27 protein-coding genes and 1 tRNA gene are annotated in these 23177 nt (G+C 71.1%); 16 read left to right on the forward strand and 12 right to left on the reverse strand.

The window, feature by feature from the left end; all coding sequences use genetic code 11:
• The first annotated feature begins 84 nt into the window (after positions 1 to 84).
• Both JNO54_RS00385 and JNO54_RS00390 read left to right on the forward strand, forming a co-directional pair.
• Positions 85 to 384, forward strand: a complete 300-nt coding sequence (locus tag JNO54_RS00385; protein ID WP_204142106.1) for a type II toxin-antitoxin system VapB family antitoxin — start codon at positions 85 to 87, stop codon at positions 382 to 384.
• A gap of 1 nt (position 385) precedes the next feature.
• Positions 386 to 886, forward strand: coding sequence for a LytR C-terminal domain-containing protein (locus tag JNO54_RS00390; protein ID WP_204142107.1), 501 nt, complete (start codon positions 386 to 388; stop codon positions 884 to 886).
• Positions 887 to 941: 55 nt separating this feature from the next.
• Here JNO54_RS00390 and JNO54_RS00395 read toward each other — a convergent pair.
• Together JNO54_RS00395 and JNO54_RS00400 are read right to left on the reverse strand one after the other, a co-directional pair.
• Positions 942 to 1031: transfer RNA gene (locus JNO54_RS00395), tRNA-Ser, on the reverse strand.
• A gap of 59 nt (positions 1032 to 1090) precedes the next feature.
• Positions 1091 to 1522 (reverse strand): nucleoside deaminase, encoded by a 432-nt coding sequence (locus tag JNO54_RS00400; protein ID WP_204142108.1) that lies wholly within the window; start codon positions 1520 to 1522, stop codon positions 1091 to 1093.
• Positions 1523 to 1603: 81 nt separating this feature from the next.
• Here JNO54_RS00400 and JNO54_RS00405 point away from each other — a divergent pair, with 81 nt between their 5' ends.
• The 4 genes from JNO54_RS00405 to JNO54_RS00420 all read left to right on the forward strand — a co-directional run bounded on the left by JNO54_RS00405 (position 1604) and on the right by JNO54_RS00420 (position 3662).
• Positions 1604 to 1969, forward strand: a complete 366-nt coding sequence (locus JNO54_RS00405; protein WP_204142109.1) for a DUF2500 domain-containing protein — start codon at positions 1604 to 1606, stop codon at positions 1967 to 1969.
• A 9-nt stretch (positions 1970 to 1978) separates the two neighbouring features.
• Positions 1979 to 2617: a uracil phosphoribosyltransferase gene (gene upp / locus JNO54_RS00410; protein WP_204142110.1), complete on the forward strand. Its 639-nt coding sequence runs from the start codon at positions 1979 to 1981 to the stop codon at positions 2615 to 2617.
• A 104-nt stretch (positions 2618 to 2721) separates the two neighbouring features.
• Entirely contained in the window at positions 2722 to 2895 is a 174-nt protein-coding gene (locus tag JNO54_RS00415; protein ID WP_204142111.1) for a hypothetical protein, read from the forward strand.
• A gap of 2 nt (positions 2896 to 2897) precedes the next feature.
• A complete protein-coding gene (locus JNO54_RS00420) occupies positions 2898 to 3662 on the forward strand; it encodes a PH domain-containing protein (protein WP_204142112.1) in 765 nt (254 codons plus the stop codon).
• Positions 3663 to 3690: 28 nt separating this feature from the next.
• Here JNO54_RS00420 and JNO54_RS00425 read toward each other — a convergent pair whose 3' ends face one another.
• The 7 genes from JNO54_RS00425 to JNO54_RS00455 form a co-directional block, all read right to left on the reverse strand.
• Positions 3691 to 4668: a permease prefix domain 1-containing protein gene (locus JNO54_RS00425; protein ID WP_204142113.1), complete on the reverse strand. Its 978-nt coding sequence runs from the start codon at positions 4666 to 4668 to the stop codon at positions 3691 to 3693.
• Positions 4665 to 5000, reverse strand: a complete 336-nt coding sequence (locus JNO54_RS00430; RefSeq protein ID WP_204142114.1) for a PadR family transcriptional regulator — start codon at positions 4998 to 5000, stop codon at positions 4665 to 4667. Before JNO54_RS00430 ends, JNO54_RS00425 begins: the two co-directional genes overlap by 4 nt.
• A 120-nt stretch (positions 5001 to 5120) precedes the next feature.
• Positions 5121 to 6545, reverse strand: coding sequence for a Re/Si-specific NAD(P)(+) transhydrogenase subunit beta (gene pntB / locus JNO54_RS00435; RefSeq protein ID WP_204142115.1), 1425 nt, complete (start codon positions 6543 to 6545; stop codon positions 5121 to 5123).
• Positions 6542 to 8107, reverse strand: coding sequence for a Re/Si-specific NAD(P)(+) transhydrogenase subunit alpha (locus JNO54_RS00440; RefSeq protein ID WP_204142116.1), 1566 nt, complete (start codon positions 8105 to 8107; stop codon positions 6542 to 6544). The genes pntB and JNO54_RS00440 overlap by 4 nt, the downstream gene beginning before the upstream one ends.
• Positions 8108 to 8271: 164 nt before the next feature.
• Positions 8272 to 9105, reverse strand: coding sequence for a sunset domain-containing protein (locus tag JNO54_RS00445; protein WP_204142117.1), 834 nt, complete (start codon positions 9103 to 9105; stop codon positions 8272 to 8274).
• 62 nt (positions 9106 to 9167) lie between these two features.
• Positions 9168 to 10598: a pyridoxal phosphate-dependent decarboxylase family protein gene (locus JNO54_RS00450; protein ID WP_204142118.1), complete on the reverse strand. Its 1431-nt coding sequence runs from the start codon at positions 10596 to 10598 to the stop codon at positions 9168 to 9170.
• The gene (locus JNO54_RS00455; protein WP_204142119.1) at positions 10595 to 11926 is read right to left on the reverse strand and encodes an MFS transporter; all 1332 of its coding nucleotides are present in this window, start codon (positions 11924 to 11926) and stop codon (positions 10595 to 10597) included. Before JNO54_RS00455 ends, JNO54_RS00450 begins: the two co-directional genes overlap by 4 nt.
• A gap of 85 nt (positions 11927 to 12011) precedes the next feature.
• Here JNO54_RS00455 and JNO54_RS00460 point away from each other — a divergent pair, with 85 nt between their 5' ends.
• From JNO54_RS00460 to JNO54_RS00485, 6 genes are all read left to right on the forward strand, one after another.
• The gene (locus JNO54_RS00460; protein ID WP_204142120.1) at positions 12012 to 12371 is read left to right on the forward strand and encodes a GntR family transcriptional regulator; all 360 of its coding nucleotides are present in this window, start codon (positions 12012 to 12014) and stop codon (positions 12369 to 12371) included.
• A complete protein-coding gene (locus JNO54_RS00465) occupies positions 12368 to 13105 on the forward strand; it encodes an ATP-binding cassette domain-containing protein (RefSeq protein WP_204142121.1) in 738 nt (245 codons plus the stop codon). The genes JNO54_RS00460 and JNO54_RS00465 overlap by 4 nt, the downstream gene beginning before the upstream one ends.
• Positions 13102 to 13842 (forward strand): hypothetical protein, encoded by a 741-nt coding sequence (locus JNO54_RS00470; protein ID WP_204142122.1) that lies wholly within the window; start codon positions 13102 to 13104, stop codon positions 13840 to 13842. The genes JNO54_RS00465 and JNO54_RS00470 overlap by 4 nt, the downstream gene beginning before the upstream one ends.
• Before the next feature lie 81 nt (positions 13843 to 13923).
• Positions 13924 to 15141: a pyridoxal phosphate-dependent aminotransferase gene (locus JNO54_RS00475; protein WP_204142123.1), complete on the forward strand. Its 1218-nt coding sequence runs from the start codon at positions 13924 to 13926 to the stop codon at positions 15139 to 15141.
• Positions 15142 to 15156: 15 nt separating this feature from the next.
• Complete coding sequence (locus tag JNO54_RS00480) at positions 15157 to 15555, forward strand: fluoride efflux transporter FluC (RefSeq protein ID WP_307817985.1); 399 nt, start codon at positions 15157 to 15159, stop codon at positions 15553 to 15555.
• The gene (locus tag JNO54_RS00485; protein ID WP_204142124.1) at positions 15552 to 15902 is read left to right on the forward strand and encodes a fluoride efflux transporter FluC; all 351 of its coding nucleotides are present in this window, start codon (positions 15552 to 15554) and stop codon (positions 15900 to 15902) included. The genes JNO54_RS00480 and JNO54_RS00485 overlap by 4 nt, the downstream gene beginning before the upstream one ends.
• A gap of 127 nt (positions 15903 to 16029) precedes the next feature.
• Here the strand turns inward: JNO54_RS00485 and JNO54_RS00490 are convergent, their stop codons facing one another.
• A complete protein-coding gene (locus tag JNO54_RS00490) occupies positions 16030 to 16530 on the reverse strand; it encodes a MarR family winged helix-turn-helix transcriptional regulator (RefSeq protein WP_307817986.1) in 501 nt (166 codons plus the stop codon).
• Positions 16531 to 16603: 73 nt separating this feature from the next.
• Here JNO54_RS00490 and icmF point away from each other — a divergent pair, with 73 nt between their 5' ends.
• The 4 genes from icmF to JNO54_RS00510 all read left to right on the forward strand — a co-directional run bounded on the left by icmF (position 16604) and on the right by JNO54_RS00510 (position 21552).
• Entirely contained in the window at positions 16604 to 19840 is a 3237-nt protein-coding gene (gene icmF, locus JNO54_RS00495) for a fused isobutyryl-CoA mutase/GTPase IcmF (RefSeq protein ID WP_204142126.1), read from the forward strand.
• Positions 19841 to 19849: 9 nt separating this feature from the next.
• Complete coding sequence (locus JNO54_RS00500) at positions 19850 to 20218, forward strand: YidH family protein (protein ID WP_204142127.1); 369 nt, start codon at positions 19850 to 19852, stop codon at positions 20216 to 20218.
• On the forward strand, positions 20215 to 20583 hold the full coding sequence (locus JNO54_RS00505) for a DUF202 domain-containing protein (RefSeq protein WP_204142128.1): 369 nt from the start codon (positions 20215 to 20217) through the stop codon (positions 20581 to 20583). The genes JNO54_RS00500 and JNO54_RS00505 overlap by 4 nt, the downstream gene beginning before the upstream one ends.
• A gap of 174 nt (positions 20584 to 20757) precedes the next feature.
• Entirely contained in the window at positions 20758 to 21552 is a 795-nt protein-coding gene (locus JNO54_RS00510; RefSeq protein WP_267911225.1) for a helical backbone metal receptor, read from the forward strand.
• 1 nt (position 21553) lies between these two features.
• Here JNO54_RS00510 and JNO54_RS00515 read toward each other — a convergent pair whose 3' ends face one another.
• Positions 21554 to 22432, reverse strand: a complete 879-nt coding sequence (locus JNO54_RS00515; protein WP_204142129.1) for an amino acid ABC transporter permease — start codon at positions 22430 to 22432, stop codon at positions 21554 to 21556.
• The gene (locus tag JNO54_RS00520; RefSeq protein ID WP_204142130.1) at positions 22429 to 23109 is read right to left on the reverse strand and encodes an amino acid ABC transporter permease; all 681 of its coding nucleotides are present in this window, start codon (positions 23107 to 23109) and stop codon (positions 22429 to 22431) included. Before JNO54_RS00520 ends, JNO54_RS00515 begins: the two co-directional genes overlap by 4 nt.
• Positions 23110 to 23177 lie beyond the last annotated feature (68 nt).

Consider the following 23177-nt stretch of genomic DNA (forward strand, 5'->3'; position numbering starts at 1 on the left):
CGGAGTCCGAAGGGGTGGTGACGAGTCGGTCACGGAGGGGGCCCGGCCCTGGGGGTCGGCGGGGCGCGGCCCTATCGTGGCGGCGTGATCTTCAAGGCCGTCGGCGACTCGCGCCCGTACCCTGACCACGGGTACGCGTCTGCCCGCGACTGGGCGCAGATCCCGCCGCGGATGATCCGGCTCGACCTGCTGACGACGACACGCAGCTCGTTGGACCTGCACAACCTGCTCGCCGAGGACTCCACCTTCTACGGCGACCTCTTCCCGCACGTCGTCTCGTGGCGGGGCAAGCTCTTCCTCGAGGACGGGCTCCACCGTGCCGTCCGGGCCGCGCTCCAGCAGCGGCCGACGATCCATGCCCGGGTCCTGGAGCTCAAGGACTGACGTGGCACGAGAGGACACCGAGGCCTTCGACATCGAGCACGACCGCGGGGCTCGGCGGCGCCGCACGATCGTCACCTTCCTCGTCGTCGCCCTGCTGCTCTTCTTCGCCTTCTGGTACGCGATGAGCTACATCCGCGCGGACGACGCCCGGCGCGTGACGCCGAAGGCGACGCCCTCCTCCTGCGCCGTCGCGCCGGCGGACATCACGGTCAACGTCTACAACGGCACGACCCGCGAGGGGCTCGCGGCAAAGGTGACCGGCGCCCTGCGCAAGCGCGGCTTCGTCATCGGCAAGGTGGGCAACGAGCCGGAGGGGGGCAAGGTCGCGGGAGCCGGTCAGCTCCGGTACGGCGCGCAGGCCACCGAGCAGGTCAGGATCGTCGCCCGCCACGTCGGGCAGATGGAGCAGCTCCCCGACCAGCGCGAGGACCCGGTCGTCGACGTCGTCCTCGGCAAGGACTTCGCCCAGCTCGTCCCGCTGGCCACGGCCCGCGGCTGCTGAGCCCATCGCCCACGCAAGAGCCCCCGTGAGCGCTGCTCACGGGGGCTCGTCGTGCTGGCGGTGGCGGTGGGATTTGAACCCACGGTGGGCGTAAACCCACACGCGCTTTCGAGGCGCGCTCCTTAGGCCGCTCGGACACGCCACCGCCGGAGACTCTACATCGAGCGTTCACCGGGCCGGAAATCCCCAGGCGCGGACGACGGGTCAGCGCCGGGCGCCGAAGAACTCCCGCAGGACCGTCGCGCACTCCTCCTCGAGCACTCCCCCGACGACCTCGACCCGGTGGGTCGCCCGGCGGTCACGGACGACGTCCCACACCGACCCGCACGCCCCGAGCTTGTCGTCCCACGCGCCGAGGACGATCCGCTCGACCCGCGCGAGCATCGAGGCACCGGCGCACATCGGGCACGGCTCGAGGGTGACGACGAGGGTGCACCCGTCGAGGCGAGAGGACCCGACGCGCGACGCGGCCGCCCGCAGGGCGACGACCTCCGCGTGGCCGGCCGGGTCTCCGTCGCGCTCCCGGACGTTCCCCCCTTCGCCGAGGACCTCCCCCTCCGGACCGACGACGACCGCCCCGACCGGCACGTCACCGGTTGCCCCGGCCGCCCGGGCGTGCTCGAGGGCGCGTCGCATCCAATCAGCCTCGGTCGGGCGGACGGGACGGGCAGGATGTGCAGGGCGGACCATGCCGGTCATCATCCCTGAGGAGGCTCTGTGGACGACACGATGTTCACGCTCGTCCCGATCATCATCGCCGTCATCGGCCTGCTCGTCGTGGGGGGCATCGCGGTCGCCGTCGTCAAGGGGCTGACGCAGTGGAGCCGTAACAACGCCTCACCCGTCGGGACCGTGCCGGCCACCGTGACCGGCAAGCGGACGAGCGTCACCGGGGGCGGCGAGTCGGGCGCGTCGACCTGGTACCACGCCACCTTCGAGCTGCCGACCCGCGAGCGACGCGAGCTGCAGCTCGCCTCGCAGGACTACGCCCAGCTCGCGGAGGGAGACCGGGGACAGCTGACGCACCAGGGCACCCGCTTCAAGGGTTTCCAGCGCGACGGCACCCCGCCCCAGGCGCGATAGGTTGCGAGCATGCGAGTCCTCGTTGCGGATCACCCGCTCATCGCCCACAAGCTGACCTACCTGCGCAAGAAGGACACGGACAGCCCGACCTTCCGCCGGCTGGCCGACGAGCTCGTCACCCTGCTTGCCTACGAGGCGACCCGCGAGGTGCGCACCGAGCCCTTCGACATCGAGACCCCGGTCGCCCCCACCCAGGGGATCAAGCTCTCCTCCCCCAAGCCGCTCGTCGTGCCGATCCTGCGGGCCGGCCTCGGGATGCTCGAGGGCATGGTGCGGCTCGTCCCGACCGCCGAGGTCGGCTTCCTCGGGATGCTGCGCAACGAGGACACGCTCGAGGCGGTCACCTACGCCAACCGGCTGCCGGACGACCTCTCCGGCCGGCAGTGCTACGTCCTCGACCCGATGCTCGCCACCGGCGGCACGCTCGCGATGTCGATCCGCTACCTCGTCGAGCGCGGCGCCGACGACATCACGGCCGTCACCCTCCTCGCCGCCCCCGAGGGCATCGAGGCGCTGCAGCGCGCGATCGCCGACCTCGACGTGCCGATCACCCTCGTGACCGGCGCGATCGACGAGCGGCTCAACGAGGAGGGCTACATCGTCCCGGGCCTCGGCGACGCGGGAGACCGGCTCTACGGCGTCGTCTGACCCGGCGTGTCGCAGCGCGAGTCACACCTGTCACATCTGCCACACTGACGCCAGGCCGGCGACGGCCACGCCGTCGACCCCGGAAGCAGAAGAGAGAGCGACTCATGTCCACGCCACCGATCAAGAAGATCATCCTCTGGCTGCTCACGATCTTCCTCATCTACGCGATCCTCACCTCCCCCGGCGACGCCGCTGACATCGTCGGCACCGCCTGGGACGTCATCGCCAACGGCGTCAGGAACATCGGGCGCTTCTTCGACGAGCTGCTCCGGAGCTGATCATGGCCGGCCGGGCCAAGCTGCGCGGCCTCGACCGCTACCTGCTGCGCGGCGAGTACCTCGTCGCGGAGATCCACCGACACCGGATCGTCCTGCTGGGGCCCTTCCTCGCCGTGCTCGCCGCTGTCGCGCTGGCGATCTGGATCGACCTCAACGTCGGCGGCAGCGGCACCAGCCCGGTCGTCCGCCTCGTCTGGTTCTTCGCGCTCGCCGTCTTCCTGTGGGCACTGTGGTGCTGGGCCGAGTGGCGCAACGAGCGCTTCGTCGTCACGGACAAGCGGATCCTGCTCTTCCGCGGGTTCATCACCAAGCGGGTCCCGATGATGCCGCTCACCAAGGTCACCGACATGACCTACGAGCGCTCGATCCTTGGCCGGGTGCTCGGCTACGGCACCTTCGTCCTCGAGAGCGCCGGCCAGGACCAGGCGCTCTCGCGCATCGACCACGTCCCGAACTCCGACGAGAACTACCGCAAGATCATCGCCGAGATCTTCGGGGTCGCGAGCGACGAGAGCGCGGAGGAGGGCGAGTACGTCCGACCCGAGGACGAGGACGCCGTGTGGGAGACCGAGCACGACGTACCCGATCCCACGCCCCTCACCGGCCGGCCGCGTGCCTTCGCCGACGACGAGAGCTACGGGCCGCACATCCTGGCGAGCACCCGCCGGCCGACGATCTACCGCAGCGCCGACCGGCGGCGCCGGCGCAAGCAGGAGATCGACGACACCGGCGAGCTCCCGCCCTACGACCCCGACTGGCGCCCCTGAGAGGGGCGCGACCCCCGACGCCCTGCCGTCAGTGCCGGGTGCGACCGGGACGGCGCGCGTCCCGCAGGCGGCGTACGGCGGTCACGGCCTCCCAGCCGCTGATGACGGCGATGCCGACCGCCACGGCGGGGAGGGAGATGCTCCAGTCGGTGCCCCAGCCGAAGGTCGCGTCGAGCTCTCGGGGCAGGTCCGTCAGGAGCCGCTCCGTCAGGAGCAGCCAGACGAGGACGGAGCCAGGCACGACAGCGCTGACGATGCCGGCCGCGGCAAGCGGCACGCTCCACCCGCCCCGGGCCCAGGCGGCGACGGTGACGAGCACGTCGAGGGCGAGGGGCCCGACGACGAGGGCGCCCCAGCCGATCCCGAGGTCGGGGTTGAGGACCTGCACCGAACCCTCCCCCGCACCGCGCAGCTGCCAGACGACGAGGGCGATGAGGACCACGGTGAAGATCACCTCCGTGACCATCTCCGCCGCGCTCGCCCGACGAGCCCGGTCCGCCGGGTCGGCGAGCTCGTCAGGGCTCCATGTGTCGACCACCTGGCCGCGGTCGGGAGCACTGCCGTAGCGCTCGACGAGGGCGAAGACGACGGCGGTCCAGAAGGTCAGGTGCACCGTCACCTGGAAGGCGATGCTGCTCGCCTCCCCGAGGATGGCGCCGGGGCCGGCATCGGTCGCGAAGGCCTGGGCGAGGACGGCGCCGAGCACGGCGAGCGGCACGACGACGGCGAGGAGCAGCTTGACCAGGCGCACCCATGCCGGGAAGTACGCAGGGCCGATGAGGTGGTTGGGGCGGCCCCCGTACTCGCGGGCCAGCACGTCCGGGTCCCCGAGCCCGAGGATCGTCTCTCTCTCGGCCGTCTCGGGGTCCTCGCCCTCGGCGACACGGGCCTCGACGGTCTCCTCGATCGTCCCGCGCAGCTCCCGGGCCACGTCGGGCCCGGTCTGGGGTGAGAGCTGTCGGGTTACCGTCCACACGTAGCGGTCGGTCAGGCTGGTCCTGGTCATGACGTCTCTCCGTCCAATCCCACGATCGCGCGGTCGAGCGATCGCCATTCGGTCATCAGGTGGGCGCGCAGCACGGCGCCGGCCGGGCTCGTCCGGTAGAACTTCCGCGGCCTGGCCTCGTCGGTGTTCCACTCGCTGGTGAGCAGGCCCTGCTTCTCCAGGCGTCGCAGCAGCGGGTACAGGGTGTTGCCGTCAACGGCGAAGCCCGCCCTGTCCAGCGTCTCGAGGAGCGCGTAGCCGTAACGCGGGTCCTCGAGGGTGGCCAGGCAGGCGAGCACGACGGTGCCACGCCTCAGCTCCTGGAGATGGCCGGCCAGCAGATCGTGGTCCATGCGTCAGACAATAGTGTGCGTCACACACTATTGTCCACAGCGCAGGTGACGGCTCAGGCAGGGCAAGAGCCCTGGCTCCTGCGGTTGGCAGGAACCAGGGCTCTTGGGTGCGAAGGGGGGTCAGAGGGCCTTGATGATGTCCTCGACCTTGGCCTTCGCGTCGCCGAAGAGCATCTGGGTGTTGTCCTTGAAGAACAGCGGGTTCTGCACGCCCGCGTAGCCCGTCGCCATGGAGCGCTTGAACACGATGACGTCCTTGGCGTTCCACACCTCGATCACCGGCATGCCCGCGATCGGGCTCGTCGGGTCCTCCGCCGCGGCCGGGTTGACCGTGTCGTTGGCGCCGATGACGAGCACGACGTCCGTCGAGCCGAGGTCGTCGTTGATCTCGTCCATCTCGAGGACGATGTCGTAGGGGACCTTCGCCTCGGCGAGCAGGACGTTCATGTGACCCGGGAGGCGGCCGGCGACCGGGTGGATGCCGAAGCGGACGTCCACCCCCTTCGCCCGGAGCTTGGAGGTGAGGTCCGCGACCGCGTACTGCGCCTGCGCGGTCGCCATGCCGTAGCCCGGCGTGATGACGACGGAGTCGGCGTCCTTGAGCAGCTCGGCGGCCCCCTCGGCCTGGATCTCGCGGTGCTCGCCGTAGTCCTTCTCCTCGCCGACGACACCGCCGTCGGAGCCGAAGCCACCGGCGATGACGGAGACGAAGGAGCGGTTCATGGCCTTGCACATGATGTAGCTGAGGTAGGCGCCCGAGGAGCCGACGAGCGCACCGGTGATGATGAGCAGGTCGTTGCCGAGGAGGAAGCCCGCCGCGGCCGCGGCCCAGCCGGAGTAGCTGTTGAGCATCGAGACGACGACCGGCATGTCGCCGCCGCCGATGGAGGCGACGAGGTGCCAGCCGAGGAAGAGCGCGGCGACCGTGACGATGCCGAGCAGCAGCTGGCGCAGGAAGGTCTCGTCGTGCGGGGTGAGCACGTAGACGACCGTGAGGACGACGAAGCCGACGATGATCCCGAGGTTCAGCAGGTGACGACCCGGCAGGACCATCGGCGCGGACTTCATCTTCGCCGAGAGCTTGAGGTACGCGACGATCGAGCCGGTCAGCGTGACCGCACCGATGAAGACGCCGATGAAGACCTCGGCGTCGTGGATCTTCGGGTAGGCCGAGTTCTCGTACGAGGAGTTCCACCCGACGAGCACGGCCGCGAGACCGACGAAGGAGTGCAGCAGCGCGATGAGCTCCGGCATGCCGGTCATCTCGACCTTGCGCGCCTTGGCGATGCCGATGACGGCACCGATGGCCATCGCGGCCCCGATGAGGGCCAGGCCGAGCACGCCCGACCCCTCCGTCTCGACGCCGCCGTGGCCGACGCCGAGGGTGGCCGCGAGGATCGTGATGACGAGGGCGATCGTCATGCCGATGACGCCGTAGCGGTTGCCCGCGCGGGCGGTCTCGTGCTTGGACAGGCCCGCGAGGGCGAGGATGAAGAAGAGGCCGGCGACGATGTACGCGCCTTGCTGCAGGGTCAGGGGCATCATCGGACGGAGTCCTCTCGCTTGAACATCTCGAGCATGCGCCCGGTCACGGTGAAGCCTCCGAAGACGTTGATGCTGGCCACGAGGATCCCGATGAAGGCCAGCACGGAGATCCAGACGCTCTTGTCCGGCTGACCCACCTGGAGGAGGGCGCCGACGAGGATGATGCCGCTGATCGCGTTGGTCACCGACATCAGCGGCGTGTGCAGCGCGTGGTGCACGTTGCCGATGACGTAGAAGCCGATGACGACCGAGAGCATGAAGACCATGAAGTGCCCGAGGAAGGGCGCGGGCGAGAAGGCGGCGAGCGCGAGGAAGGCGAGCGCGGCCGCACCCATGAGACCGAGCTTGGTCCCGGCGCTCATCGGCTCCTTGACCGGCTTCGGCTCAGGAGGGGTCGGCGCGGCGACTGCGCCCGCAGAGGCCGCGGAGACCTGCACCGGCGGCGGGGGCCAGAGGGTCTCGGCGTCCTTGGTCACCGTCATGCCGCGGACGACGACGTCGTCCATGTCGAGGACGAGCTGGCCGTCCTTCTCCGGGGTGGTGAGCTTGAGCAGGTTGACGATGTTCGTGCCGTAGAGCTGGCTGGCCTGCGTGGGCAGGCGGCCCGCGAGGTCGGTGTAGCCGATGATCGTCACGCCGTTGGCCGTGACGACCTTCTGGTCCGCGACCGCGCCGGCCACGTTGCCGCCGTTGCTGGCCGCCATGTCGACGATGACCGAGCCCGGCTTCATCGAGGCGACCATCTCCTCGGTGATGAGGCGCGGCGCCGGACGACCCGGGATGAGCGCCGTGGTGATGATGATGTCGACGTCCTTGGCCTGCGCCGCGTAGAGCTCGGCGGACTTGCGGTTGAACTCCTCGCCAGCCTCCTTCGCGTAGCCGTCGGAAGATCGGCCCTCCAGCGCAGTGTCTTCTAGGTCGATCTCGAGGAACTCGGCGCCCATCGACTCGACCTGCTCGGCGACCTCGGGGCGCACGTCGAAGGCGCGCACGATCGCGCCGAGGCTGCCGGCGGTGCCGATCGCGGAGAGGCCGGCCACACCGGCGCCGCAGACGAGGACCTTCGCCGGCGGGACCTTGCCCGCCGCGGTGACCTGGCCGGTGAAGAGGCTGCCGAACTCGTTGGCGGCCTCGATGACGGCGCGGTAGCCGGCGATGTTGGCCATCGAGGAGAGCACGTCGAGGGACTGGGCGCGCGAGATGCGCGGCACGGCGTCCATCGCCAGGGTTGTCACACCCTGCTCGCGGAGGCGCTCGACGAGCTCGGGGTTGAGCGCCGGCGAGAGCAGCGAGGCGATGGCCGACCCCGGGCGCATGCGGGCGATCTCGGCCTCCGTCGGGGCGTTGACCTTCGCGATGATGTCGCTGGCCCAGACCTCGTCGGCGGGCGCGAGGCGCGCCCCGGCGTCGACGTAGGACTGGTCCGGGTAGCTCGACAGCGCGCCTCCACCGGGCTCGACGACCACGTCGTAGCCGAGCTTGACGATCTGCTCGACGGTCTTCGGGGTCGCCGCGACACGGGTCTCACCCGCCTTCGACTCCGCGGGTACACCTAGCTGCATGGGGCTCTCGCTCCTCTTCGGATGGTCCAGCCGGGCGTGCGGACGCACGTCACGACTCTTGCTGTGAACCTATGCCCGAGGCCACGCCCATGGAGGACATATGTGACCACGGCAATACCGGCATCTGGTCACGGGCTCTCACGTCGTGAGACGTTGGGGCCCCGTCAGGCGCGGTGGAAGCCCGCCCGCTCGGCCGCCGCGGCATCGGTGAACCACACGTCGACGGTCGTCTCGTCGTACCAGGGGCTGCCGGGCTCGTGGTACTGCATCCAGGCGCGGTGACCCTTGACCGGGTGGCCGGGCGGCATCGAGCCGTCGGCGAAGGGAGCGGCCGAGCCCCACCCGTAGCCACCATCGACGATCGCCTCACCCTCGTCGATGAGGGACTCGGCCCGACGGGCCTGCTCCTCCTCCTCGTCGTCCCAGTAGGTGTGCTCCTCGGCCGGGACGTCCTCGCCGGGGATCGTGGCGGCCCAAGACGGCGCGGTCGGCTCGGCCTCGCCGCTGCTCCGGGAGATCCGGATCGTCTGCTCGACGTCGTCGCTCGGGGCATGGAGGACGAAGGGGTCCTCCGGCGCCTCCGTCGACGGCTCGGGACTCAGTGGCTCCGGCTCCAGCTCCGTCTCTGGACGGTCAGGCGCGTCGGCGACCGTCTCGCCGGCCACCGGATCGGCGTCGATATACCCGTAGCGCGGAGCGTCAGGGGCGTCGTCGGTGCTCGGCGCGCCGACCGAGGCCGACTGGTCGGCCACCCGGCGGAAGCCACCGGTCGCTCCGTACTCCCTCGGGAGCTCGGTCTGCCGGTCCTCGGGGCGGGAGGTCGCGGGGTCGGCATGCTCGCCGCCCCACGGCTGCCCGAAGGGGTCGAGACCTGCGTCCGGCGCCGGCTGCTTCGCCTTCTCGCGTCTCGTGAGGTAGAGGACGAGGGCGACGACAGCCGCCGGAACCAGCAGGCAGAGGGTACCGACGGCCAGGATGCCGAGCGCTGTGACTTTCACGGGAAGGACCTCCGGGCGGCGCACCAGACACCCGGGTGGGCGTCGCTCCGACTCTATCGGGGTCAGCGAGTCAGCCGGTCGAGCACGGCGAGCAGCAGCGCCTCCCGCAGCGCCGGCGGGGCGATGTCGAGCAGCGCGTTGACCTCGGCCATCCGCCGCGGCACCTCGACGGCACCGTCTCCTCCCGACAGCCCGGCGACCGTGAGCAGGCCGTCGAAGGCGGCGTCGTCGAGCGCAGACGGGTCGATCGCGGTGGCGGCCGCGGCGAGCTGGGGGTCCACCTGGACCGGGCCGGCGGACCGCGCGGCCGTGACCGACGCCGCCAGCGCGTCCATGAGCTCGTCCACCCGCTCGGCGGTGGCGGCGCACAGCGAGAGGTGCAGGGTCGGCCGCTGCCCGGCGAAGGACATCTGCGGCTGGACCAGCCACCCCCGCTCCCCCATCTCGTCGGCGACCGTGAAGACGTCGCACGTCTCGTCGGTCGCGAGCGCGAGCAGCGTCGAGTCGGGGGCGACGACGACCTCGAGCCCCTCGACGCCCTCGACCCTGCGGGCGACGTCGAGCGTGGCCTCGCGGGCGGTGCGGGCCAGCCGCGCGTACCCGTCGAGCCCGATGGCGTGGACGACCGACCATGCTGCCGCGAGCGGGCCGCCGGACTTCGTCGACTGGATCGTCGAGTTGAGCATCGTGTAGCCCGGCCACGCCGCAGAGGCGTAGAGGTGCCCACGACGCAGCCACGGGTCGCGGTGCAGCAGCAGCGAGATCCCCTTCGGGGTGTACGCGTACTTGTGCAGATCGACCGAGATGCTCGTGACCTCCGGGACCGCGAGGTCCCACGGCTCGTCCCGGCCCAGCCAGGGCAGCACCCAGCCACCGATGCACGCGTCGACGTGGCAGCGGATCCCCCTTCGCCCTGCCTCCGTGGCGACCTCGGCGACCGGGTCGACGACCCCGTGGGCGTACGACGGGGCGGACACGACGACGAGCACGGTGTCCTCGGTCATCGCGACCGCCATGGCCGCCGGGTCGGCGCGGCAGGTCACCGGGTCGACCGGCACGAGGTCGATGGCGACGCCGAAGAGGTGGCCCGCCTTGTGCACCGCCGCGTGCACCGTGCTCGGCGCGACGAGCCGGGGTGCGGTGACGTCGGGGCGGCCCTCCCGGGCGGCGAGGACCGCGAGGAGCAGCGACTCGGTGCCGCCGGAGGTCGCGGTGCCCACGGTGGTCGGCGGCCCGTGGAGGAGGTCACGGGCGATCCCGACGAGGTCGGACTCCATCCGGGCGAGCGAGGGGAAGGCGGTCGGGTCGAGGCCGTTCGTCGCGCCGAAGGCGGCGAGCGCCTCCCGACCGAGCGCGTCCGCCTCGGCGATCCCGGAGTCGTAGACGTAGCTGAGCGTCCGCCCGCCGTGGGTCGGCAGGTCGTCGGCGCGCAGTGTGGCGAGGGCGGCCCGGATCTCGTCCGGCGTGGACGCGGTGGTGGGGTCGAGGGTCACAGGGCCTCCTGGGTGGCGGCCTCGACGGCCGCCTCGTCGACACGGTACGAGCGAAGGGGGACGAGGGCCAGCAGCACGAGCGCGGCCGGCAGGAGGGTGAAGCCGAGCGTCATGGCGGTCACCGCCGAGTCCGGCTGCGCGGCAAGGCCGTCCGTCGACGAGACGTAGCCGCCCAGCATGAGGATGAGGGCGTAGACGCCTGGGCCGAGCGCGAGCCCGAGGGTCTCCCCGGCCGTCCAGACGCCCGTGTAGACACCGACGCGGCCCTCCCCCGTGCGCTGGGCATCGACGGCGGCGACGTCCGGGAGCATCGCCATGGGGAACATCTGGGCGCCCGCGTAGCCGATGCCGACCAGCGTCAGAGCGGCCCCGACGGCGGCGACGCCGAGACCGTGGAGCAGGTAGACGAGCACGGCGCCGAGCGCGAGGAGCAGGGAGGCCGCGACGAAGCCGGCCTTCTTGCCGACACGCGCACCGATCCGCTCCCACACCGGCGTGACGAGCAGGGCCGGGGCGACGAACGCGACGAAGAGGATCGTCGACGCCCCGGGGTTGCCCAGCACCACCCGGGCGACGTAGTCGACGCCGGCGAGCATCGTGCCCGTCGCGAGCGCCTGCAGGCCGAAGGCCGTGAGCAGCGCGCGGAAGTCCGGCGCCCGCGCCACGACCCGCAGCTGCTCCCCGAGGCTGCCCCCGGCCGCGACCTCCGCGACCGGCGGCACCCCCTTCGTCCCCCACCACGCGCCGAGGGCACCGGCGAGGATCAGCCCGCCGACGAAGAGGCCCACCGCCCGGTACCCCCACTCGGGTCCGAGCGCGTCGCGGATCGCCGGGGACAGCCCGCCGCTCACGAGGATCGCCAGGGCGAGCACCGCGACCCGCCAGGTCATGAGTCGGGTGCGCTCGCCGTAGTCGCGGGTCAGCTCCGCCGGCATCGAGACGTAGGGGACCTGGAAGAACGCGTAGGCGGTCGCGCAGGCGAGGAAGAGCACGGCCACCCAGGCGGCACCGAGCGCCGTCGAGCCCGTCGGCCCGGCGAAGAGGAGCACGAAGAGGACCGCGAGGAGGGCACCCGCCCGCAGGAGGAAGGGGCGACGACGGCCCTCGGGGTGCTCGAGACGGTCCGAGATCCGGCCCGCCACCGGGTTGAGCAGGACGTCCCAGGCCTTGGGCAGCAGGACGATGAGACCCGCGACGCCCGCGGCGACGCCGAGCCGGTCGGTGAGATAGGGCAGGAGGAGCAGACCGGGCACGGTCCCGAAGGAGCCGGTCGCGACCGACCCCAGCCCGTACCCGCGTCGCACCCGACCCGGCAGCGCTGCCGTCATGGCGGGACAGTAGCCCCTCCCCCGTCGCCTTGACACGAAGCCGCTTCACTGGTTCATTAGTCATGTAACTAACCAAGGAGGCGCAGTGGAGCCGTTCGACGACAGCTCGCCGATCTACCTGCAGATCGCCGACCGCATCCGTCGCTCCGTGCTCTCCGGCGAGCTGCGGGAAGGGGACCAGGTCATGTCGACCACGCAGTACGCGACGACGCACCGCATCAACCCGGCCACGGCCGCCAAGGCCATGGGCCTGCTCGTCGACGAGGGGCTGATCCACAAGCGGCGCGGGATCGGGATGTTCGTCAGCGACGGCGCCCGGGAGCAGCTGCGCACCGCCCGACGCGAGTCGTACTGGGAGCAGGTCATGCAGCCCGCGCTCGACGACGCCCGTGCCCTGGGCATCACCACCGACGAGATCATCACCTGGCTGAAGGAGACGTCATGAGCACGATGGGGATCGAGGTGACCGGGCTGTCTCACCGCTTCGGGAGCACCCAGGCACTGGCCGACATCGACCTCACGGTGCGACCCGGCACCCTCACCGGGCTCGTCGGGCGCAACGGCGCCGGCAAGACCACGCTGCTCGAGCTCGTCGCGGCCCACCGGGCCGCGCAGTCCGGGCAGGTGCTCCTCGGGGGCGAGCCGGTGTGGGAGAACCCGGACCGCACCTCGCGCGTCTGCCTCATGAAGGAGCGCGGGGGCATGTACGACGACGAGAAGATCACCGCGAGCGTCCGCGCCCAGCGGGTGACCCGCCCGCACTGGGACGAGACGTACTTCTACGAGCTGCTCGACCGCTTCGAGGTCCCGACGAGGAAGGCCCCGGAGAAGCTCTCCACCGGCAAGAGGTCCGCGCTGCGCGCGGCCCTCGCCCTCGCGACGCGCGCCGAGGTCACCCTGCTCGACGAGGTCTACCTCGGCATGGACGCGGTGGCACGACGGCAGTTCTACGACGAGGTCATGGCCGACTACCTCGCCCACCCCCGCACCATCGTGCTCTCCTCGCACCTGCTCGACGAGGTCGAGGACCTCCTCGAGGACGTGATCGTCCTCCACCGTGGCCGGGTCGTCGCCGCCGGCAGCGCGGACGAGGTCCGTGAGGCGCACTCCACCGGCGACCGGCTCGCCTCGCTCACCGACGTCCTCGTGACGCTCAGCTCCCCCGGAGGTACCCGATGACCGCCCGCTCCCCCTCCGTCGTGACCCGCCGCTCGCAGCTCTGGCCGACGACGAGGTACCTCGTGCGGCACGCCCTGACCCCGCTCGTCTGGACCGCCGGGGTGATAGCGGCCCTGGCCGCCCTCGTCTGGCTGCTGGCCGTCGTCCAGGGGTGGGAGTACGAGGTCGTCGACGAAGGGGTGTACTTCGGCGTCGAGGCCACCCGTGACCTCGTCACGGTGCAGGGTCCAGTCGGACCCGCGGCCATGGCGGCGCTGCAGCTGATCGTCGCCCTCGCCATCACCGCGGTCGTCATGGCGGCCGTCGTGCCGGCCCGTCACACGCGGGTCCTCATCTCCTCCGGGGTGACCCGTCGCTCGGTGAGCATCGGGCTCCTGCTCGCGCTCCTCGCGGTGGTCGCCGTGGTCACGGTCGCGGTGCTCGTTCTCATCGCGCTGGGTGGCCTCGACGGGCTGCGCCCGGGGGGCGCCGTCTCGACGACCGAGGCATGGCAGGCGGCGGCCTCCGGGCTGCTGCAGCTCGGCGCGGCGGTCCTGCTCGTGGGGGCCGCCACCACCCTCTTCCTCCGCTGGCCGTGGTGGGTCGGGGTTGCCGCGGGGATCGCCCTCGGGCTGGTCCTCATGGCGGTCGGCCTGCTCCTCCCGTCGCTCGAGGACGGCTGGTGGTGGGCGGCGTTCGTCGCTGTCGCCTCCGCCGCGGCGATCGTGCTCGTGCTGCGGCGGGTCCCCACCCGCTAGGTCGGCCCTTCGAGGCTCCTGCGTCGCACCTCAGGATCGATGTGCGTGCGGCCCGCTGACGGGGCCTGCGAGGATGACGCCATGCGCCCGATCCGCCAGAGCCGCAAGCTGATGAACGTCCGCTACGACGTCCGAGGACCGATCCTCGTCGAGGCCCAGCGGCTCGAGGCCGAGGGCCACAAGATCCTCAAGCTCAACATCGGCAACACCGCCCCCTTCGGCTTCGAGGCACCCGAGGCGATCGTCGCCGACATGACCCGGCACCTGCCCGACTCGCAGGGTTACGTGGACTCCAAGGGCATCTACTCGGCCCGGACCGCGGTCGCGCAGTACTACCAGTCGCGGGGCCTGCGGGAGACGACCGTCGAGGACGTCTTCATCGGCAACGGCGTCTCCGAGCTCATCTCGATGGTGCTGCAGGCCTTCGTCGACGACGGCAACGAGATCCTCATCCCCGCACCGGACTACCCGCTGTGGACCGGTGCGGTCTCGCTCGCCGGCGGCACCCCCGTGCACTACCGCTGCGACGAGTCCAACGGCTGGGACCCCGACCTCGCGGACATCGAGTCCAAGATCACCGACAACACGCACGCCCTGGTCATCATCAACCCGAACAACCCGACGGGCGCGGTCTACAGCGAGGAGACGGTCAAGGGGCTCGTCGACATCGCGCGGCGCCATCAGCTCGTCGTCATGGCCGACGAGATCTACGAGAAGATCATCTTCGACGACGCCGTCCACCGGCACGCGGCCGAGTTCGCCGGCGACGACGTCCTCTGCCTCACCTTCTCCGGCCTGTCGAAGGCCTACCGGGTCTGCGGCTACCGCGCCGGCTGGGTGATGATCTCCGGCCCGAAGCACATGGCCGAGGACTTCCTCGAGGGCCTGACGCTGCTCGCCAACATGCGCATGTGCGCCAACGTCCCTGCGCAGCACGCGATCCAGACCGCGCTCGGCGGCTACCAGTCGATCGAGGAGCTCGTCGTCCCCGGCGGCCGCTTCTACGAGCAGTCCAAGCTCGCCTCCCGGCTGCTGGGAGAGATCCCCGGCGTGAGCTGCGTCGAGCCGCGCGGGGCCCTGTACTGCTTCCCGCGGCTCGACCCGGAGGTGTACGCGATCGAGGACGACGAGGCCTTCGTCATCGACCTGCTGCGCGCCAAGAAGATCCTCGTGACCCACGGGACCGGCTTCAACTGGTTCGAGCCCGACCACTTCCGGGTCGTGTGCCTGCCCGACGAGGAGGTCATGACCGAGGCGATCGGCCGGATCGCGGACTTCCTCGAGACCCGACGCGGCTGACGTCTGGTCCCTGAGGTGCGAGCTGGCGAGCCTCGAAGGGTCGGCCTGGCCGTCGCGGTGGGCGGCGCGCTCGGCTCGGTCGGTCGGTGGGGTCTCGTCGACGTCCTGCCCGCCGGCGGGTGGCCGTGGGGGACGTTGCTCGTCAACGTCACTGGCGCTCTGGCGATGGGTCTCCTCGTCGCCTGGCTCTCGGCCCGCGAGGCACCGCACTGGGTGCGCCCCTTCGTCGCCACCGGCCTGCTCGGCGGCTGGACGACCTACTCCGCCTTCGCCCTCGACACGGTGACCCTCTCCCCCTTCGTCGGACTCGGGTACGTCCTCGCGACCGTGGTCCTCGGCGTCGGCGCGTGCGCCCTCGGCCTCCGCCTGGTCCCTGAGGTGCGACGAGGGAGCCTCGAAGGGCCCCGCTCATGACCGCGCTCCTCGTCGCCGTCGGCGGTGCGCTGGGTGCCGTCCTGCGGTGGCAGCTGTCGACGCGCGCCAGGACGAAGGGGGCGACACCGGCGGGTGGGACCCTCCTGGTCAACGTCCTCGGCTCGTTCCTCCTCGGGCTGCTCGCCGGGTGGGGCGGCCGGCCCGACTGGGTCATGCCGCTGCTCGGCGTCGGCCTGTGCGGAGGACTCACGACCTTCAGCACGCACGCGCTCGAGGTGGCCCAGTCCTGGCGCGACCTCGAGCGCCGCCAGGCCGTCGCGAACCTCGGCCTCTCGCTCGGGCTCAGCCTGGCCGCGCTCTCCCTCGGCTACGTCAGTACTGCCTGAGCGGCGCGGACGGGCAGACGCCGCTCCTCCCGGTCGCACGAGCCAAGGCTCGTGCGAGGAGGGAGCGGCGCCGGAAGTCGCACGAGCCAAGGCTCGTGCGCGGAGCGGACCCTCCCCCGTCGTCCCGTCAGGGGGTGCTGAAATCGCCTGCGTCGGCGCGCAGGCGCGCGAGGATCGCGACGAGCTGGCGCGTGTCCTCGTCGGAGAGGCCGAGCGCACCGAAGACCTCGTCGTTGAGCCGACGCGTGCACTCCTTGGCGACCTGGATGCCCTGCGAGGTCAGGCCGACGAGGACCGTGCGCCGGTCGTCCGGGCTGGGCGCTCGCGTCACCAGGCCGGCCGACTCGAGCCGGTCGACGGCGTTCGTCACGCTCGACTGGTGCACCTGGAGCCGGGAGCTGATCGCCCGCATCGGCAGCGCCTCGTGCCGGGTGAAGCTCAGCAGCATGAGCACCTCGTACCGGGCGAAGGTCAGCCCGCTGTCACGCAGCGCGGTCTCGACGCGGCGCATGAGGATCGCCTGGGCCCGGATCACCGAGGTGACGGCGGCCATCCCCTCCGCGGAGTCGCCCCACCCACGCTCCACCCACTGGGTGCGCGCGGCGTCGATGGGGTCGAAGGAGAGCACGGCGCCAGCATACATTGACGCCCAATAGTTGGACGTCCTACTATCTCGGTACGCCGTCCCGAGGAGATCCTGCATGTCCACGCCCACCCTGCACGCCCCCGCCCACCCGGTGCGCTTCGTCACCGCGTCCGCCCTCTTCGACGGGCACGACGCGTCGATCAACATCATGCGCCGCATCCTGCAGAGCCAGGGCGCCGAGGTGATCCATCTCGGGCACAACCGCTCCGTGCAGGAGGTCGTCGACGCGGCGATCGACGAGGACGTGCAGGGCGTCGCGATCAGCAGCTACCAGGGCGGTCACGTCGAGTACTTCGAGTACCTCGTGCAGCTGCTCGGCGAGGCCGGCGCCGGTCACGTCAAGGTCTTCGGCGGTGGCGGCGGTGTCATCGTCCCCGAGGAGATCCAGCGGCTGCGCGCCGCCGGGGTGCGGATCTTCTCCCCCGAGGACGGCCAGCGCCTCGGGCTCCCGGGCATGATCAACACCCTCATCAGAGACTGCGACGTCGACCTCTGGGAGGAGCGCGACGCGGACGTCGATGCCGTCCTCTCCGGCGACCGGGCGGCCGTCGCCCGCGCCATCACCGGCGCCGAGCTCGGGCGCCTCGACGACACCTTCCTCACCCGCGTCCGGGAGGCCGCCGGGTCCCGCACCGTGCCCGTCCTCGGCATCACCGGCACCGGCGGCTCCGGCAAGTCCTCGCTCACCGACGAGCTGGTCCGCCGCTTCCGGGTCGACCAGGAGGACAAGCTCCGCATCGCGGTCATCGCCGTCGACCCCACCCGCAAGCGCGGCGGCGGCGCCCTCCTCGGCGACCGCATCCGGATGAACTCGCTCGACGGGGACCGGGTCTTCTTCCGTTCCATCGCGACGCGCGGCAGCCGCGAGGTCCCCGAGAACCTCGACCAGGTCATCGACGTGGCCAAGGCCGCCGGCTTCGACCTCGTCATCGTCGAGACCCCCGGGATCGGGCAGGGCGACGCGGCGATCGTCCCCTTCGCCGACACCTCGATGTACGTCATGACCCCGGAGTTCGGCGCGGCCAGCCAGCTCGAGAAGATCGACATGCTCGACCTCGCCGACGTCGTCGCCATCAACAAGTTCGAGCGCCGCGGCGCCGAGGACGCCCTCCGCGACGTCGGCCGCCAGATGGTCCGCAACCGCGAGGCCTTCGGCAAGAAGCCCGAGGACATGCCGGTCTACGGCACCTCGGCTGCGACCTTCAACGACGATGGCGTCACCGCGCTCTACCAGCACCTCCGCGACGCGCTCGCCGAGCAGGGCCTCCAGACGGGCGAAGGGGTCCTCGCACCGGTCGACGTCCAGCACTCGACCCGGATCAGCCAGGTCGTCCCGCCCAAGCGGGTCCGCTACCTCGCCGAGATCGCCGACACCGTCCGCGACTACCACGAGCAGACCACGCGAGTCGCTGAGCAGGCGCGCCGCGTCCAGCGCCTCGAGCTCGTCGACGACGAGCTCGCTGCCGCGGGCAAGTCCGACCACGCGGTCGACGAGCTGCTCGAGCACGCCCGGGCCGAGCTCCCGACCGAGGTCGGTCAGCAGCTCGCGTCCTGGCCCACGGTCGTCGAGTCCTACTCCGGCGACGAGCAGGTCGTGACCATCCGCGGCAAGGAGCTGCGCACGACGCTCACCAAGGAGTCGCTGTCGGGCAACAAGATCCCGCGCGTCGCCCTCCCCCGCTTCGCCGACCACGGCGACCTCGTCTCCTTCCTCCGTCGGGAGAACCTGCCTGGCTACTACCCCTTCACCGCCGGCGTCTTCCCCTTCAAGCGCGACAACGAGGACCCGGCGCGGATGTTCGCCGGCGAGGGTGACCCCTTCCGCACCAACCGGCGCTTCAAGCTGCTGTCGGAGGGCCAGCCCGCCACCCGCCTGTCGACCGCCTTCGACTCGGTGACCCTCTACGGGCGCGACCCCGACGAGCGCCCGGACATCTACGGCAAGGTCGGCACCTCCGGCGTCTCCGTCGCGACGCTCGACGACATGAAGGCGCTGTACGACGGCTTCGACCTGCTCTCGCCGTCGACCTCGGTCTCGATGACGATCAACGGCCCGGCGCCCACCGTCCTCGCCTTCTTCCTCAACACCGCGATCGACCAGCGGCTCGACGCCTTCCGCGAGGCCGAGGGTCGTGAGCCCTCCGGCGCCGAGGCCGAGGAGCTGCGCGCAGAGGCGCTGCAGACCGTCCGCGGCACCGTCCAGGCGGACATCCTCAAGGAGGACCAGGGGCAGAACACCTGCCTCTTCTCCACCGAGTTCAGCCTGCGCATGATGGCCGACATCCAGGAGTGGTTCATCGAGCAGGGGGTGCGCAACTTCTACTCCGTGAGCATCTCCGGCTACCACATCGCCGAGGCCGGGGCGAACCCCATCAGCCAGCTCGCCTTCACCCTCGCCAACGGCTTCACCTACGTCGAGGCGTACCTCGCGCGCGGCATGGACATCAACGACTTCGCGCCGAACCTGTCCTTCTTCTTCTCCTCCGGCATGGACCCCGAGTACTCCGTCCTCGGTCGCGTCGCCCGCCGCATCTGGGCGGTGACGATGAAGGAGAAGTACGGCGCCAACGAGCGCGCTCAGAAGCTGAAGTACCACATCCAGACGAGCGGCCGTTCGCTGCACGCGCAGGAGATGGACTTCAACGACATCCGCACGACCCTGCAGGCGCTCAACGCCCTCTACGACAACGCGAACTCCCTGCACACCAACGCCTACGACGAGGCGATCACGACCCCTTCGCCCGAGTCGGTGCGACGCGCTCTCGCGATCCAGCTGATCATCACCCGCGAGTGGGGCCTGTCGATCAACGAGAACCCGCTCCAGGGCTCCTTCGTCATCGACGAGCTGACCGACCTCGTCGAGGCAGCCGTGCTCGAGGAGTTCGACCGGATCAGCGAGCGCGGCGGCGTGCTCGGCGCGATGGAGACCGGCTACCAGCGCGGCCGGATCCAGGACGAGTCGATGCTCTACGAGCACCGCAAGCACGACGGCTCGCTGCCGCTCATCGGCGTCAACACCTTCCTCCGGGCGAAGGGGGACGACGAGGAGCCGGTCGAGGTCGAGCTGGCCCGCGCGACCGAGTCGGAGAAGGAGTCGCAGCTCGCCCGCGTCCGCGCCTACCAGGACGCGCACCGCGACGAGGCGCAGCAGCAGATCGCCCGGCTCAAGGAGGCGGCCACGACCGACGCCAACGTCTTCGACGTCCTCATGGACGCCGCGCGGGTGTGCTCGCTGCAGCAGGTGACCGAGGCCTTCTTCGAGGTCGGCGGCCAGTACCGGCGCAACGTCTAGCCTGGGCAGGTGACCGATCAGCGCTGGCCGAGGAGCGTCTACGGCGAGGGCGAGGAGCCGGACTACCGCTTCAGCCTCGCCAACGAGCGGACCTTCCTCGCCTGGCTGCGGACCGGGCTGGCGCTCGTGGCGGCCGGGGTCGCGGTCGACGTCGTCGACCTGTCGGTCGGCGAAGGGGTCAAGCTCGCCCTCGCGGGCATCCTCCTGGTCCTCGGCGGGCTGTCGTCGGTCCTCGCCTACCTCCGGTGGTCGGGATCGGAGCGGGCGATGCGACGAGGTGAGCCGCTCCCGGCCCTGGGGGTCGCGGCGATCGTGATCTCCGGCGTGCTCGCGGCGCTCACGCTCGCGGCCCTGATCGTCCTCGGCACCAGGCCGTGACCCCTGAGGTGCGACGAGGAGCCTCGAAGGGTGACCGTGGCGCCCAGCCGGAGCGGACCGCGCTCGCCTGGCAGCGGACCGCCCTGGCGACCGCGGCGGGTTCGGCGATCGTCGCCCGGCACTCGGTCGGACCACTCGGCCCGGCAGCGCTCGTCATCATGGGCGTGAGCATCGGGCTCGCGCTCACCGCCTTCACCCTGGGCCGGCGGCGTTACCTCGCCGGCCCGACCGAGTCGCGGCTGTCCGCCACCGAAGGACGCCGTCGCTGGGACCTCCCCCGACGTGACGGCCTCGCCCCTGCTCTCCTCTCGCTGGCCGTGCTCAGCCTCGCCGCCACCGAGCTCAGCGCGGCCGCCCTCCGCTGAGACATCACGCCAGCCTGGACCAGCCCGGTGTGACTCTCGGGTACGACGACCGTTGCCCATCGGCCTGCGATCGCCTCCTCCCGCAGCACAGGCCTGCTCACCTCGGATGTGCGAGCAACGGTCGTCGTACCCGCGCGTAGCTCGCGGAGAACGCTCCCCAGCTAGGTTGGCGGCATGGGTGAGCACCTGCGTGACGACCTCGGCGCGGAGGCCCTGCTGCCCGACGGGGGCGTCAGGCGAGTGGTCTCGCTCGTCCCGTCCCTCACCGAGGCGGTCGCCGTCAGCGCCTCAGACCTCCTCGTCGGCGCCACGGACTGGTGCACGCACCCCGCAGAGCTCGACGTGGTGAGAGTGCGCGGCACGAAGAACCCCGACCTCTCCGCCATCGCCGACCTCTCCCCCGACCTCGTCGTCGCCAACAAGGAGGAGAACCGCGAGCTCGACGTCCGGCGGCTCCGCGAGCGCGGCGTCCCCGTCTGGGTCACCGACATCGAGACCGTCCCGCAGGCGATCGCCTCCATGCGTCGTCTTTTTCTCGAGGCACTCGCGCTCGACGAACCCGGCTGGCTCACCGAGGCTGCTGACCTCTGGGACGGACGCTTCGAGGCACCCGTCGAGGCTCCTTCGTCGCGCCTCAGGGCGCAGCCCCCGTCGCCCACGATCGCGGTGCCGATCTGGCGCGACCCGTGGATGGTCGTCGGCCCACGCACCTACACGACCGACCTGCTGTCCCGGCTGGGGTACGACAACGCCTTCGACGACGGCGAGGACCGCTACCCCCACGTCGAGCTGGCCGACATCGACCGCGAGGACATCGACGAGGTCTGGCTGCCCGACGAGCCCTACGTCTTCACCGAGAGCGACGGGCCCGAGGCCTTCGAGGACGTACCGACCCGGCTCGTGTCAGGCCGCCTGCTCACCTGGTACGGCCCGGCGATGCTCGAGGCCCACCGCGTGCTGCGGCCGTGAGTCAGAGGGTGCCGGCGCCGACGGAGTCGCCAGGACGGCCGGCGTCCTTGTCGGCCTTCGCCGAGGTGTGGCCGCGCTTGTTGATCCGTCGCTCGAGATAGCTCGCGAGGGTCGTGAGAGTGAAGTTGATGATGATGAAGAGCAGCGCAGCCATGACGAGCGGCTGCAGGGTGTTGCCCCCGGCCGCGAGGTTGCGCGCCGAGCGCAGCAGCTCCGGATAGGTGATGATCGCGCCGAGCGCGCTGTCCTTGAGGATGACGACGAGCTGGCTGACGAGCGCCGGCAGCATGGCCGTGATCGCCTGGGGCAGCTGGATCGCGCGCATGGTCTGGCCCGGGGTGAGCCCGATCGACAGACCTGCTTCGCCCTGCCCCTTGGGCAGCGAGCCCACGCCGGAGCGGACGAGCTCCGCGACGACCGCGCCGTTGTAGAGGGTCAGCGCGGCGACCACCGCGACGAAGGGGTTGGTCTCCGGGGCGAAGACCCCGCGGAAGGCGAGGAAGTAGAAGAAGGCGATCATCATGATGAGCACCGGGATGCCGCGGAAGAACTCCACGACGGCACCCGAGACCCACCGGACGGCGGTGTTCTGCGAGAGCCGTCCCACGCCGAAGACCAGGCCGAAGAGCATCGACAGCACGATGGCGATCCCGGCCGCCTTGAGCGTGCTGAGGATGCCGGGCACGAAGTAGTACTGCCACGCGCTCGTCGTGAACATGGCCTGCCACTTCGCGGCCTCGAGCTCGCCGCGCGCGTCGAGGCGCATCAGGGCTACGACGACCACGCCGAGCAGGACGAGGGCGGCGACGATCGTGATGATGAGGTGGCGGCGGCGCGCCCGGGGACCGGGTGCGTCGAAGAGGACCGAGGACGAGCTCATCGCTTGACCGCCACCTTCCGCGAGAGCGAGGTCAGCCCGACGCCGATCGGCAGCGTGAGCAGGAGGAAGAAGCCGGCGATGAGCGCGAAGAGCTGCCAGATGAGGTCCGGCCGGAACTCGATCGCCTCGACCATGAAGTACGACGTCTGCGCGACACCGATGATCGAGGCCACCGTCGTGTTCTTGATGAGCGCGATGAGCACCGACGCCAGCGGGGCGACCGCTCCGCGGAAGGCCTGCGGCAGCACGACGTGCCGCAGCGACTGCCCCAGGCCGAGACCGATCGATCGCGCTGCCTCGGCCTGGCCGACCGGCACCGTGTTGACGCCCGAGCGCAGCGCCTCGCAGACGAAGGCTGCGTGGTAGACCGACAGCGCGAAGATCGCCCAGCGCACCGCCTCGTCGACGAGGAAGGTCGGGCTCTCGTCGTTCGCGATCTGGATACCGAGGCGGGTGCCGAGCACGGTCAGCGAGAAGAGGACGACGAGGGTCAGCGGGGTGTTGCGCACGACGTTGACGTACGCGGCGCCGACGACGTTGAGCACGCGTACCGGGCCGACCCGCATGATCGCGAGACTCGTGCCGAGCAGCAGCGCCCACAGCGCCGACCACACCGACAGCTTGATGGTCAGCCAGAAGGCGCCCCAGACGTCGAACTGGGCGAAGAGCTCACCCACGCGGCACCCCTCTCTCGGTCAGGTCCTGGGCAGGGGCGGCGCGAGGCCACCCCTGCCCAGGTCGGTCA

It is taken from the genome of Janibacter endophyticus (assembly GCF_016888335.1).
Classification (GTDB): domain Bacteria; phylum Actinomycetota; class Actinomycetes; order Actinomycetales; family Dermatophilaceae; genus Marihabitans; species Marihabitans endophyticum.

What these genes read in the sequence shown, in the direction of transcription:
- upp (WP_204142110.1), top strand. Translation starts at nt 1,979, where the DNA reads ATGCGAGTCCTCGTTGCGGATCACCCGCTCATCGCCCACAAGCTGACC.
- JNO54_RS00430 (WP_204142114.1), bottom strand. Translation starts at nt 5,000, where the DNA reads ATGGACCACGATCTGCTGGCCGGCCATCTCCAGGAGCTGAGGCGTGGC.
- JNO54_RS00485 (WP_204142124.1), top strand. Translation starts at nt 15,552, where the DNA reads ATGACCGCGCTCCTCGTCGCCGTCGGCGGTGCGCTGGGTGCCGTCCTG.
- JNO54_RS00400 (WP_204142108.1), bottom strand. Translation starts at nt 1,522, where the DNA reads ATGCGACGCGCCCTCGAGCACGCCCGGGCGGCCGGGGCAACCGGTGAC.
- JNO54_RS00455 (WP_204142119.1), bottom strand. Translation starts at nt 11,926, where the DNA reads ATGACGGCAGCGCTGCCGGGTCGGGTGCGACGCGGGTACGGGCTGGGG.
- JNO54_RS00425 (WP_204142113.1), bottom strand. Translation starts at nt 4,668, where the DNA reads ATGACCAGGACCAGCCTGACCGACCGCTACGTGTGGACGGTAACCCGA.
- JNO54_RS00420 (WP_204142112.1), top strand. Translation starts at nt 2,898, where the DNA reads ATGGCCGGCCGGGCCAAGCTGCGCGGCCTCGACCGCTACCTGCTGCGC.
- JNO54_RS00440 (WP_204142116.1), bottom strand. Translation starts at nt 8,107, where the DNA reads ATGCAGCTAGGTGTACCCGCGGAGTCGAAGGCGGGTGAGACCCGTGTC.
- JNO54_RS00465 (WP_204142121.1), top strand. Translation starts at nt 12,368, where the DNA reads ATGAGCACGATGGGGATCGAGGTGACCGGGCTGTCTCACCGCTTCGGG.
- pntB (WP_204142115.1), bottom strand. Translation starts at nt 6,545, where the DNA reads ATGATGCCCCTGACCCTGCAGCAAGGCGCGTACATCGTCGCCGGCCTC.
- JNO54_RS00415 (WP_204142111.1), top strand. Translation starts at nt 2,722, where the DNA reads ATGTCCACGCCACCGATCAAGAAGATCATCCTCTGGCTGCTCACGATC.
- JNO54_RS00510 (WP_267911225.1), top strand. Translation starts at nt 20,758, where the DNA reads ATGGGTGAGCACCTGCGTGACGACCTCGGCGCGGAGGCCCTGCTGCCC.
- JNO54_RS00470 (WP_204142122.1), top strand. Translation starts at nt 13,102, where the DNA reads ATGACCGCCCGCTCCCCCTCCGTCGTGACCCGCCGCTCGCAGCTCTGG.
- JNO54_RS00515 (WP_204142129.1), bottom strand. Translation starts at nt 22,432, where the DNA reads ATGAGCTCGTCCTCGGTCCTCTTCGACGCACCCGGTCCCCGGGCGCGC.
- JNO54_RS00475 (WP_204142123.1), top strand. Translation starts at nt 13,924, where the DNA reads ATGCGCCCGATCCGCCAGAGCCGCAAGCTGATGAACGTCCGCTACGAC.
- icmF (WP_204142126.1), top strand. Translation starts at nt 16,604, where the DNA reads ATGTCCACGCCCACCCTGCACGCCCCCGCCCACCCGGTGCGCTTCGTC.